The sequence below is a fragment of the Bacillus sp. AY3-1 genome (genome assembly GCF_008368785.1).
Taxonomy (GTDB): domain Bacteria; phylum Bacillota; class Bacilli; order Bacillales; family Bacillaceae_G; genus Bacillus_A; species Bacillus_A wiedmannii.
Map to the genome: position 1 here is coordinate 141,165 of NZ_QORZ01000005.1, position 10,567 is coordinate 151,731.

The following is a 10,567-nucleotide window of genomic DNA, read 5'->3' on the forward strand; positions in this document are numbered from 1 at the left end:
TTCACTTTATTCACTTGAGCAAAAACATCGCAGTTCGAAAATATATTATAATAGAATGAAAAGAGAGAAATTTGGCAGAAAGGGAGGGTGGCGATGCAGGAGATGGTTACAGATTTTTTTGGACGCCCACTTCAAGATTTGCGCATATCTGTCATTGATCGTTGCAATTTTAGATGTACATATTGTATGCCAGCGGAAGTTTTTGGGCCAGATTATGCTTTTTTGAAAGATGAGTTTTTACTGACGTTTGATGAAATTGAACGTTTGGCAAAACTATTTGTTAGCATCGGTGTACGAAAAATTAGGCTTACTGGTGGTGAGCCACTGCTGCGTAAAGATTTAACAAAACTTATTGCACGTCTCGTGAAAATTGAAGGGTTAGTAGATATAGGGTTAACGACAAATGCAATTCATTTAACGAAACAAGCAAAAGCATTAAAAGAAGCTGGATTACATAGAGTAAATGTTAGTTTGGATGCAATAGATGACGATGTATTTAAGGACATAAATGGCCGGAATATCAATACGAAACCTGTTATAAAGGGAATTATGGCTGCAAAAGAGGCCGGGCTTGATGTAAAGGTAAATATGGTTGTGAAAAAAGGGATGAATGACCATCAGGTACTTCCGATGGCTGCTTATTTTAAAGAGCAAGGAATCACACTTAGGTTTATTGAGTTTATGGATGTTGGTAGTACAAATGGATGGAACTTTGATCAAGTCGTTACAAAGCAAGAATTAATTGAAATGATTCATAGTGTGTATCCACTTGAGCCAGCTGAAGCGCATTATTTCGGTGAAGTTGCGAAGCGATATCGTTACGTTGGAACAAATGTCGAAGTCGGTTTTATTACTTCTGTTTCAGAGTCATTTTGTTCCTCTTGTACGAGAGCAAGAATTTCGGCAGATGGAAAGTTTTATACTTGCTTATTTGCGACAGAAGGATTGGATGTAAGGGAACTTCTTAGAGGAAATCTTTCGGATGATGAGTTAGTAAGCGTTATACAAGATGTATGGATGAATAGAAAAGACAGGTATTCGGATGAACGGACAGAAGAAAGTGCAAAGAATCGTCCGAAAATTGAAATGTCTTATATAGGAGGATAAGAAAGGGGGCTATCGTATGCAGGAGCGATATTCAAGACAAATATTATTTTCTGGTGTTGGAGAAGAAGGTCAGAGAAAAATTAGAGAGAAGCATGTGCTTATTATCGGCGCTGGCGCTCTCGGGGCAGCGAATGCAGAAGCAATTGTTAGAGCAGGTGTTGGCAAAATAACAATTGCGGATCGTGATTATGTAGAATGGAGTAATTTACAAAGGCAACAATTATATACAGAAGAAGATGCAAAGCAATATAAACCAAAGGCGGTAGCAGCAGCAGAGCATTTACAAGCGATTAATTCTGAGGTGAAAATAAATTCAGTTGTGACTGATGTAACAGTGCGAGAAATGGAAGAGCTAGTGAATGATGTAGATTTAATATTAGATGCGACAGATAATTTTGAAACGCGTCTTCTTATTAATGATATTTCACAAAAGTATAATATTCCGTGGATATATGGCGGTTGTGTCGGAAGCTACGGAGTAACGTATACAATTTTACCAGGAAAAACACCGTGTTTCCGCTGTTTAATGGAACATCCAGCGAGCGGGGCAACATGTGATACGGCTGGTATTATACAGCCGGCAGTACAATTAGTAGTTGCGCATCAAATAACGGAAGCGCTGAAAATATTAGTAGAAGACTATGGGGCACTTCGCGAAACGATGTTATCGTTTGATCTTTGGAATAATCAACAGATGGCATTTAAAGTGAATAGGCAGAAAAAAGACACATGTTTATCTTGCGGAAGATTACGTACATATCCGAGTTTAACATTTGAAGCACAAACGAAAACAGAAGTGTTATGTGGCCGAAATACAGTACAAATCCGTCCAGGTGTGCGGAATGAATTTAATTTAGAAGAAATTAAAAAGCGCTTACAAAGAAGTGTGGATGTAAAAGCTACTCCGTATTTATTATCATTTCCGGTGGAGGAATTTCGTTTTGTTTTATTTACAGATGGCAGGGCGTTCATTCATGGAACGAATGATATAAATATAGCAAAACGCTTATATGCAAGATATATAGGTTGAACCTAAAGGGAGCCCTTTAGGTTCAACGGAAAGAAGATTAAGACTTTCTCGTATAATCTCCACTTTTTCCACCTGTTTTTTCAAATAAGTAAGTTTCGCCAATAATCATACCTTTATTAACAGCTTTGCACATATCGTACACAGTAAGAGCTGTAGCGGAAGCGGCTGTTAAAGCTTCCATTTCAACACCGGTGCTACCTTCTGTTTTAACTTTTACTTCAATAAGTAATCGATATTGTTCTTCGGATTGTTTCCAATCGAAAGAAACGTCAACACCTTTTAATAATAAAGGATGGCACATTGGGATAATATCAGAAGTGCGTTTCGCAGCCATAATACCTGCGATTTGTGCAACTGCTAATACGTCACCTTTCCCAATTTCATTGTTAGAGATTTTATCGTAAATTTCTTTTGTAACGACAATGCTAGAGCACGCAATTGCTGTTCGGACGGTTGCTTTTTTGTCACTTATATCAACCATCTTCGCGCGTCCTTGGTCATTAAAGTGTGTGAATGAAGACATGGAATTCCTCCTTGAAGTAATTTCTATTTAATATATAAAGTTTAATCGAGATAAAAAAAATTGCAAATATGAGGTGAGAAACGATGATAGAAAAACGAATTCCAGTTCAAGTTGCTGAGGCAGTAGAGAGAGTAATGGAATATGCGAAAAATGGTGAAGTAGAAGAGGTTTCTATTACGGAAAGTTACGGGAGAATTCTTGGGGAGGATGTTATCTCTGATCATGACGTTCCTCATTTCGATCGTTCTCCTTACGATGGTTTCGCGATTCGAGCAGAAGATACGAAAGAAGCACATCAAGAGAATGCGATTGAGTTTGAAGTAATAGAAGAAATCGGGGCAGGATCTGTTTTTACAGAAGAAGTAGGACATTTTCAGGCGGTTCGTATTATGACAGGAGCAGCTATTCCAGAGGATTGTAATGCAGTCGTAATGCTAGAGTTGACGGAAGGTTTTGAGAAGAACGGAAAAACATATATGAAGGTAAAGCGTCCTTTTCATAGTGGTGACAATGTGTCATTTAAAGGAGAAGATATAAAGAAAAATCAAGTTCTCGTTCAGAAAGGTGTTGCAATTAATCCAGGTGTTGCCGCCTTATTAGCGACGTTTGGATATAGTACTGTGAAGGTTGTAAAACAGCCTGTTGTTGGTATTGTGACGACAGGAAGTGAACTGTTAGAGGTACACGAGTCGTTACAGCCGGGGAAAATTAGAAATAGTAACTCGTATATGATTGCCGCTCAAATTATGAAAGTCGGAGGGAAAGTGCGTTATTATGGCCAACTTGCTGACGAGTTAGATGCATGCTTTGCAGCTGTTCAATCAGCGATGAATGAGGTTGATATTTTAATTACGACAGGCGGTGTGTCGGTAGGAGATTATGACTACTTGCCAGCTATTTATGAAAGATTACAGGCGAATGTACTCTTTAATAAAATAGCGATGAGACCAGGAAGTGTAACGACAGTAGCTGAAGTTGATGGAAAGTTACTTTTCGGTTTATCAGGAAATCCGTCAGCTTGCTACGTAGGCTTTGAGCTATTTGTGCATCCGGTTATAAAAACATATTTGTATGCGAAAGAACCCCACGTATATAGAGCAGATGCTATTTTACAAAAAGATTTTCCGAAGCCAAATCCGTTTACTCGTTTTGTAAGAGCAAACGTGACAATCGTGGACGGGGCATTACAAGCGATGCCGGTCGGTTTAGATAAATCGAGTGCGGTCTCTTCACTCGCCGATGCGAATGCTTTTATTGTGTTGCCTGGAGGAACGAGAGGATTTGAGGCAGGGATGAAAGTATCTGTATTATTGTTAGAGCACGACGAGGGATGTGATTGGCCATGGGCAAAGCCCCTTCAATCTTACAAATAGTAGGATATCAAAATAGCGGGAAAACAACGCTCGTTGAGAAAATTGTGTATGCATTAGCTGAACGAAACATGGAAGTTGCTACAATTAAGCATCACGGGCACGGAGGTTTTCCAGAAGTAGCGCAAAAAGATAGTGAAAGGCACCGAAAGGCTGGGGCTGTTGTCAGTAGTGTAGAAGGCGCTGGATTACTTTCACTGTCGTCATTAAGAGAGGAGTGGTCCTTGCAAGAAATTATTCGCTTATATGAGTTTTTTGAAGTGGATACAATTTTAATAGAGGGCTATAAAAAAGAGAGCTATCCGAAAGTAGTGTTACTTCGTTCTGCGGAAGACGTTGAACTTTTACATAAAGTAGAAAATATAGTAGCGGTTATTACGTGGCATGATGCACCTGCAAACTTACGAGAAGAATATAAAGTATTTCATATAACAGAAGAAGAGTTGTATATAGACTGGTTTATACAAACGGTAAGGAGTACGAAATGACAAATACGTATTATAAAGTAATTGATACAGAAATCTCGATTGAAGAGGTAGCAAAGAAGGTTATTCGCCGCGAATGCGGTGCTGTTACAACATTTATTGGAACGGTTAGGGAGTTTACGAAAGGGCGGCGTACATTATACTTAGAATACGTCGCTTACAAAACGATGGCAGAAAAGATGCTAGAGAAAATTGGTTCAGAAGTGAAAGAGAAGTGGCCAGGTACACACGTTGCAATTACACATCGCATCGGTACACTGCAAATTTCTGATATCGCGGTTGTTGTTGCTGTTTCAACACCGCATCGTAAAGCAGCCTATGAGGCGAATGAATACATTATGGAACGCATAAAACAAATTGTTCCAATTTGGAAAAAGGAGTTTTGGGAAGATGGAGACTCATGGATTGGTGATCAATTAGAAAAAACGCCATATCCGGCAGGGGAGCCTGGGAAGGAGCTGTAAGTATGATTCGAGTATTATTATTTGCGCACTTGCAAGAGGAAGCAGGAACAAGTGAATTACAAATAGAGAAAGAAAATATTACGGTTGCAGAGTTAAAAGATGTTGTTGCTAAAGAATATAATGTACCAGTGACAGCATCAACTATGGTTGCGATTAATGAAGAATACGTAAATGAAGATGACACGATCCGAGATGGTGATGTTGTTGCACTAATCCCACCAGTGAGCGGTGGTTAATATTGGATTCATTCAAACGACTTTCCTACATAGGGAAGTCGTTTTTTTATGGAAGTTTTGCGAACACTAACTTATAGAACAAGGAGGGTGTTATGAAAAAAATATGTGTAGTTATTACAACGCTATGTGCAATCTTTTTCTCTTCTCCAAGTGATTCTTTCGCGAAAGAATCGAGGGAGCAGCTGTTAGAAAGTGCATTATCAAATAGGTACTATTCAGTTATTAGACAAGTGACAGAAGATCAATATGAATGTGCTTCCGTTATAAATATAAAGCGTCTCGGCAAGAACGGTGAGTTCGTTCCTAGATTTGAAATTACGCTACAATTTCTTACGTTCCAAGGTGCACATAATCCGCCGAATGATAAAGTTACACTTATTTTGGAAGATTATTTAGATCACGTAAAAATAAAGAAGGTGGAGCGAGAAAAGAATGTTTCTGGTGCTATTGCAGAAAAAGTTTGTGAACGGGAAAAAGAAAAGATAAAAGCTCACTCTAATGATTCAGAGTGATCACCTATGAAATTTAGTAAAGAAAGGTAATGAGCGATGGACATACTTTTAGCGATTTTACCGGCTATATTTTGGGGAAGTATTGTGCTATTTAACGTGAAACTGGGCGGAGGACCGTATAGTCAAACGCTCGGTACAACGTTTGGTGCACTTATTTTCTCAATTGTTGTTTATATTTTTATGAAGCCCGTATTGACTCCTACTATTATCGGAGTTGGAATTGTGTCAGGTTTATTTTGGGCACTTGGTCAGGCGAATCAATTAAAAAGTATTGATTTAATGGGCGTTTCGAGAACGATGCCCATTTCAACAGGACTGCAATTAGTTGCGACGACTTTATTTGGAGTCATCGTATTTCATGAGTGGTCCACGACTATATCAGTCGTCCTTGGTGTTTTGGCTCTCGTTTGTATTATTATCGGTGTTATTTTAACATCACTTCAAAGTGAAGAAGAAAAGAGTGCAGAGCAGGCGGGGAATTTTAAAAGGGGCATTATCATTTTATTGATTTCAACAGTCGGTTATTTAGTTTACGTAGTAGTGATTAGACTATTTAACGTAGATGGTTGGTCAGCTTTATTGCCACAAGCAGTTGGTATGGTGTTAGGGGGCATTTTGCTTACGTTTAAACATCATCCATTTAATAAATATGCACTAAGAAATATTATCCCAGGATTAATTTGGGCAGCTGGAAATATGTTTTTATTCATTTCGCAGCCGCGTGTTGGAGTGGCAACAAGTTTTTCGCTATCGCAAATGGGAATTATTATTTCAACGCTTGGCGGGATTCTTATATTAGGTGAAAGAAAAACGAAACGCCAATTAACGGGGATTGTTGTCGGTATCGTTTTTATTATCGCAGCCGGAATAATGTTAGGTGTTGCAAAAAATTAAAGGGGGTATTGAAATGTATAGTGATTTAGCAGGAAAAGTTGTCGTTATTACAGGATCAGCAACTGGTCTTGGAAGAGCGATGGGAGTACGGTTTGCTAAGGAGAAAGCAAAAGTAGTAATTAACTATCGCTCACGAGAGTCAGAAGCGCATGATGTATTAGAAGAAATAAAAAAAGTAGGCGGAGAAGCGATTGCTGTAAAAGGTGATGTGACAGTTGAATCTGATGTTGTGAACCTCATTCAATCTGCTGTGAAAGAGTTTGGTACGCTTGACGTTATGATTAATAATGCAGGGATAGAAAACGCGGTCCCGTCGCATGAAATGCCGTTAGAGGATTGGAATAAAGTAATCAATACAAATTTAACAGGTGCTTTTTTAGGAAGCCGTGAAGCGATTAAATATTTTGTAGAACATGATATTAAAGGTTCTGTTATTAATATGTCGAGTGTTCATGAGAAAATTCCGTGGCCACTATTCGTGCACTATGCGGCGAGTAAGGGTGGTATTAAACTGATGACAGAAACGTTAGCGTTAGAATATGCACCAAAAGGTATTCGAGTAAATAATATTGGGCCAGGTGCAATAAATACGCCAATTAATGCAGAAAAGTTTGCTGATCCTAAAAAACGTGCTGACGTAGAAAGTATGATACCGATGGGCTACATTGGAAAGCCGGAAGAAATTGCAGCAGTCGCAACGTGGCTTGCTTCCTCAGAAGCGAGTTACGTAACTGGAATTACGTTATTTGCAGATGGTGGAATGACTTTATACCCGTCGTTTCAAGCAGGTCGCGGGTAATATAAAAGGACAAAGAGGTTTATCTCTTTGTCCTTTTTTCTGCAAAAAAAAATAGCGGTCGGCTATTTTAAATTTAATGATTAATTGTATCTTGAAGAAATTCTGTTGCTTGATGTTCAGAAACATTTTGCACAAGTGCAACTTCGCTAATCATCATTTTGCGTGCATTATCTAGCATTTGTTTTTCGCTCGCATTTAATGCTCTCTCTTTATTACGGCGAAGTAAATCGCGAACAACTTCTGCGCTATCTTGCAGATTGCCGTTTTTCATTTTTTCCATATTCATTGTATATCTCTGTTTCCAGGAAAGTGATGTGTCTGATTCCCCGTTTTGAAATTCAAGAAGTATAACATCTAATGTACCTTTATCTACGATATAACGAATACCTGATTTTTGTAATTGATCCATAGGAAGCATTATTTGCATGTCTTTACTAATGATACGTATCACACAATATTGACGTGTTGTTCCTAATATTTCTTTCTCTTCAATGGCTTCGATGACTCCTGCGCCGTTCATTGGATAAACGATTTTATCGCCAATTTGAAACAAATCATCCACCTCCATATGTGGTAACCACTTTTAATGATAGCACAAGTGAGTGAAAATGTCAAATTTTATATAATACCATAATGTTGATATTATAGTCAATAAGTAAAAACTCTTTTTTTTTTATATATTTTTTTGCTCTTATTTATTGATGATTTTTTGAAAAATAGTACAGACGAAGAAAGAAGGCATATCCACTTATTTTTAAGCATAAAATGTAAAATCGTTAATACAATATACCTAAATCCGTTCTTTGCAAGGGAGGGAGAGAAGGTGGGGCGCACAATAAGAATTGATATTACAAATAAAGTTGTAGCTAAATTTAGACCGGATTATTTGGAATTATATACGAGTAAATTTATGATAGGTAAGTTTTATGTCTATACTGAAGGTAAACAATATGTGTTAGAAGACGGATATATATATGAAGACGGAAAATTTTATCGCATCATAGATACGCACCGTGGCAATAATCAAGCGGCGGAGGGCTGCGATCTAGGATGGTGTTAACATGATTCGTGTGAAAGTGTTTGATGAAAGTCACGAAAAAGACTTAGAAGACGCTGTAAATGTTTTTTTGAAAAAGATTGATGATAGTAATTTTGTAGATATTAAGTACCAAGTCGGTGTTTCCATTAATGATGACGAAAACCAAATTTATTGTTTTTCAGCAATGATCGTTTATAAAGCATAAAAAAGAGCTGGGTGAGCCAGCTCTTTTTTATGTTTTATGTTGGGACAACATGTGTCGGTAATACGTTCATAATAGATTGAGTTGTGCCTAATTTCTTTTTCGCTAAAAGAGGCTCCCCTGTTTCATGGTTTTGGGCATCTGTACACATACCAAGGTGATAACGATCACCTAAAAATGGATCGATATAAAAACCGTTTTTGAATACTTTATCATTCGGATGTTTTTCATGGTGAATGTCAGAGCAGTTAATGCAATAGAACATAGCTTTCATCCCGATACGATAAACTTAACTAAATCTATATAATTCAATCAAATTTACACAAGTTAGTGCTTCATCGTGTTCTCGCAGCCCCAAAGGGACGAGGGGTATAACACTCCACACGAGGCAGTATCGTTACCTCCTATTATCAAGCATTTATTTTACCCATCTTGATAAATTTACCGCAGCATTTAAATCTCTATCGTGGTGGCTATTGCACCCAACACAACGCCACTCACGTATTTTTAAACTCCACTGTCCTTCTGGTTGAACTGAATGGTCGTATTTAACTCCGCAACATGAGCAAATCTTACTTGAGGCGAACCATTTATCAGCTTTTACATACGCAATGCCGTACTTCTCACACTTGTATGATAAACATTGAAAGAAGAAGTTTAATTTTTGAAATGAAAATGCTTTCGATAGTTTTTTGTTTTTTAACAGGTTTGAGATAGATAAGTCTTCCACAACAATCCTCATTGGTTTGGTTTTCACCAATTTAGCTGTTGCTTGATGGATATGGTTATTTCGGATATTCGTAATTTTCCTAGATAACCGCAGGTGCTCAGTTTTAGCTTTTTCATATCCGGCAGATTGAATTTTTACACCTTTTTTTAATCTCCTAGACATATCTCTTTGAGCTGACTTTTTCCTTTTCAAAAGTTTTTTAACCTTAGCATCTTTGTTTATATTTCGTTCTTTTATACCACTAGAAGCTACAAAAAGCTCTTTTAAACCAACATCCACACCAATCGACTCATTCGTTAATTCTTGTGATTCAAAGTCTTCTTGGAATCCTACACTCATCCACCAGTGACGACCATCAAAGGTAACTCTTGGATTTGATGGTTTTTTATTTCTTGGTAGTTGCTGGCTTGTTTTCACTTCTCCAATAGACTGAATATGAACTACTTTCTTTCCTATAACCAGTCTTTCATAATTGGCATAAAATCCTTGAATTAAATCTTTTTTGGATTTATAAGAAGTGTGATAACCATTTTTGTACTTTTTGAACGAATGTTTTCTCGCCTTATCAAAATCTTTTGAAGCCTGTTTAGGAACTTGTGCGTTGATGTCATTTAACCACTCATATCTCTTTCGCTTCTTGATCTTTGTAAATCGTTTCTGTAAAGCTAACTGTGAAACAGATTTTCCAAATAGCTTATAATATCTATCACTCATTCTATTACAATAGTTATAAGCGAATCTTGCAGCACCGGCATGGTTTCTAAGCACTTGTTCTTGTTCAGGCGTTGGAATCAGTCTGACTTTCTTCGCTAATATCATCAGAATGTAACTCCTTTAATGAAAGATTTGTTCTTCTGAATAGTAGCGTGTTCCACCAGCATTCTCCTGAGACTACTCGGATGCAAACCTGTTAATTCTGATACTTGACTAACTCGTGAAAATTTCATTATTATTCTCACCCCATTGAACTAAACATAGAACGTACGTTCGATAGATTCAATGAGGTTTGATAGATTTAATTAAATGTATCTCGTTCAACTAAGGGCGCAATTCCTTAGCCAGTTCTCTTATGAACTTCTCATGTTTTCACATGAGCGCAGACTATATGTTTATCTCTTTAGAGATAGAGGATTTTTCCACCACCATAGGCTTGTGGTGTACTCTCGTCAGTTATAC

15 protein-coding genes are annotated in these 10,567 nt (G+C 37.6%); 11 read left to right on the top strand and 4 right to left on the bottom strand.

Annotation, left to right across the window (positions count from 1 at the left end):
• Positions 1–93 precede the first annotated feature (93 nt).
• Positions 94–1,107, top strand: a complete 1,014-nt coding sequence (gene moaA, locus DN389_RS03510) for a GTP 3',8-cyclase MoaA (RefSeq protein ID WP_088064603.1) — start codon at positions 94–96, stop codon at positions 1,105–1,107.
• A 16-nt stretch (positions 1,108–1,123) separates the two neighbouring features.
• Positions 1,124–2,137: a molybdopterin-synthase adenylyltransferase MoeB gene (locus tag DN389_RS03515; protein WP_098189529.1), complete on the top strand. Its 1,014-nt coding sequence runs from the start codon at positions 1,124–1,126 to the stop codon at positions 2,135–2,137.
• Positions 2,138–2,174: 37 nt separating this feature from the next.
• Here the strand turns inward: DN389_RS03515 and moaC are convergent, their stop codons facing one another.
• The gene (moaC, locus tag DN389_RS03520; protein ID WP_098189530.1) at positions 2,175–2,660 is read right to left on the bottom strand and encodes a cyclic pyranopterin monophosphate synthase MoaC; all 486 of its coding nucleotides are present in this window, start codon (positions 2,658–2,660) and stop codon (positions 2,175–2,177) included.
• An 83-nt stretch (positions 2,661–2,743) separates the two neighbouring features.
• Between moaC and moeA the strand changes: the two genes are divergently transcribed.
• From moeA to DN389_RS03555, 7 genes are all read left to right on the top strand, one after another.
• Entirely contained in the window at positions 2,744–4,033 is a 1,290-nt protein-coding gene (gene moeA / locus DN389_RS03525) for a molybdopterin molybdotransferase MoeA (protein ID WP_149236818.1), read from the top strand.
• Positions 4,003–4,518 (top strand): molybdopterin-guanine dinucleotide biosynthesis protein B, encoded by a 516-nt coding sequence (mobB, locus tag DN389_RS03530; RefSeq protein WP_098189532.1) that lies wholly within the window; start codon positions 4,003–4,005, stop codon positions 4,516–4,518. Before moeA ends, mobB begins: the two co-directional genes overlap by 31 nt.
• Positions 4,515–4,979 (top strand): molybdopterin synthase catalytic subunit MoaE, encoded by a 465-nt coding sequence (gene moaE, locus DN389_RS03535; protein ID WP_098189533.1) that lies wholly within the window; start codon positions 4,515–4,517, stop codon positions 4,977–4,979. Before mobB ends, moaE begins: the two co-directional genes overlap by 4 nt.
• A 2-nt stretch (positions 4,980–4,981) precedes the next feature.
• Positions 4,982–5,215 carry a molybdopterin converting factor subunit 1 gene (gene moaD, locus DN389_RS03540; RefSeq protein ID WP_098189534.1) on the top strand — a complete coding sequence of 78 codons (234 nt, stop codon included), beginning with the start codon at positions 4,982–4,984 and terminating at the stop codon, positions 5,213–5,215.
• A gap of 92 nt (positions 5,216–5,307) precedes the next feature.
• Positions 5,308–5,727 (top strand): DUF3888 domain-containing protein, encoded by a 420-nt coding sequence (locus tag DN389_RS03545; protein ID WP_060486696.1) that lies wholly within the window; start codon positions 5,308–5,310, stop codon positions 5,725–5,727.
• Positions 5,728–5,763: 36 nt separating this feature from the next.
• Entirely contained in the window at positions 5,764–6,621 is an 858-nt protein-coding gene (gene glcU / locus DN389_RS03550; protein WP_098189535.1) for a glucose uptake protein GlcU, read from the top strand.
• Positions 6,622–6,634: 13 nt separating this feature from the next.
• The gene (locus DN389_RS03555) at positions 6,635–7,420 is read left to right on the top strand and encodes a glucose 1-dehydrogenase (protein WP_000286669.1); all 786 of its coding nucleotides are present in this window, start codon (positions 6,635–6,637) and stop codon (positions 7,418–7,420) included.
• 73 nt (positions 7,421–7,493) lie between these two features.
• Here the strand turns inward: DN389_RS03555 and DN389_RS03560 are convergent, their stop codons facing one another.
• Positions 7,494–7,988: a CarD family transcriptional regulator gene (locus tag DN389_RS03560; protein ID WP_000451450.1), complete on the bottom strand. Its 495-nt coding sequence runs from the start codon at positions 7,986–7,988 to the stop codon at positions 7,494–7,496.
• A gap of 255 nt (positions 7,989–8,243) precedes the next feature.
• Here DN389_RS03560 and DN389_RS03565 point away from each other — a divergent pair, with 255 nt between their 5' ends.
• Together DN389_RS03565 and DN389_RS03570 are read left to right on the top strand one after the other, a co-directional pair.
• Positions 8,244–8,480, top strand: a complete 237-nt coding sequence (locus tag DN389_RS03565) for a DUF2553 family protein (protein WP_000533808.1) — start codon at positions 8,244–8,246, stop codon at positions 8,478–8,480.
• A gap of 1 nt (position 8,481) precedes the next feature.
• Positions 8,482–8,664 (top strand): sporulation protein Cse60, encoded by a 183-nt coding sequence (locus DN389_RS03570; protein ID WP_000621751.1) that lies wholly within the window; start codon positions 8,482–8,484, stop codon positions 8,662–8,664.
• Between the two features lie 34 nt (positions 8,665–8,698).
• Here DN389_RS03570 and DN389_RS03575 read toward each other — a convergent pair whose 3' ends face one another.
• On the bottom strand, positions 8,699–8,926 hold the full coding sequence (locus tag DN389_RS03575) for a DUF3973 domain-containing protein (RefSeq protein WP_000498995.1): 228 nt from the start codon (positions 8,924–8,926) through the stop codon (positions 8,699–8,701).
• 153 nt (positions 8,927–9,079) lie between these two features.
• The gene (locus DN389_RS03580; RefSeq protein ID WP_149236819.1) at positions 9,080–10,210 is read right to left on the bottom strand and encodes an RNA-guided endonuclease InsQ/TnpB family protein; all 1,131 of its coding nucleotides are present in this window, start codon (positions 10,208–10,210) and stop codon (positions 9,080–9,082) included.
• Positions 10,211–10,567: the final 357 nt, after the last annotated feature.

Bases quoted from the DNA above. Each gene is read 5' to 3' on its own strand.
- moaA (WP_088064603.1), top strand. From the start codon at position 94: ATGCAGGAGATGGTTACAGATTTTTTTGGACGCCCACTTCAAGATTTG.
- DN389_RS03515 (WP_098189529.1), top strand. From the start codon at position 1,124: ATGCAGGAGCGATATTCAAGACAAATATTATTTTCTGGTGTTGGAGAA.
- moaC (WP_098189530.1), bottom strand. From the start codon at position 2,660: ATGTCTTCATTCACACACTTTAATGACCAAGGACGCGCGAAGATGGTT.
- moeA (WP_149236818.1), top strand. From the start codon at position 2,744: ATGATAGAAAAACGAATTCCAGTTCAAGTTGCTGAGGCAGTAGAGAGA.
- mobB (WP_098189532.1), top strand. From the start codon at position 4,003: ATGGGCAAAGCCCCTTCAATCTTACAAATAGTAGGATATCAAAATAGC.
- moaE (WP_098189533.1), top strand. From the start codon at position 4,515: ATGACAAATACGTATTATAAAGTAATTGATACAGAAATCTCGATTGAA.
- moaD (WP_098189534.1), top strand. From the start codon at position 4,982: ATGATTCGAGTATTATTATTTGCGCACTTGCAAGAGGAAGCAGGAACA.
- DN389_RS03545 (WP_060486696.1), top strand. From the start codon at position 5,308: ATGAAAAAAATATGTGTAGTTATTACAACGCTATGTGCAATCTTTTTC.
- glcU (WP_098189535.1), top strand. From the start codon at position 5,764: ATGGACATACTTTTAGCGATTTTACCGGCTATATTTTGGGGAAGTATT.
- DN389_RS03555 (WP_000286669.1), top strand. From the start codon at position 6,635: ATGTATAGTGATTTAGCAGGAAAAGTTGTCGTTATTACAGGATCAGCA.
- DN389_RS03560 (WP_000451450.1), bottom strand. From the start codon at position 7,988: ATGGAGGTGGATGATTTGTTTCAAATTGGCGATAAAATCGTTTATCCA.
- DN389_RS03570 (WP_000621751.1), top strand. From the start codon at position 8,482: ATGATTCGTGTGAAAGTGTTTGATGAAAGTCACGAAAAAGACTTAGAA.
- DN389_RS03575 (WP_000498995.1), bottom strand. From the start codon at position 8,926: ATGTTCTATTGCATTAACTGCTCTGACATTCACCATGAAAAACATCCG.
- DN389_RS03580 (WP_149236819.1), bottom strand. From the start codon at position 10,210: ATGATATTAGCGAAGAAAGTCAGACTGATTCCAACGCCTGAACAAGAA.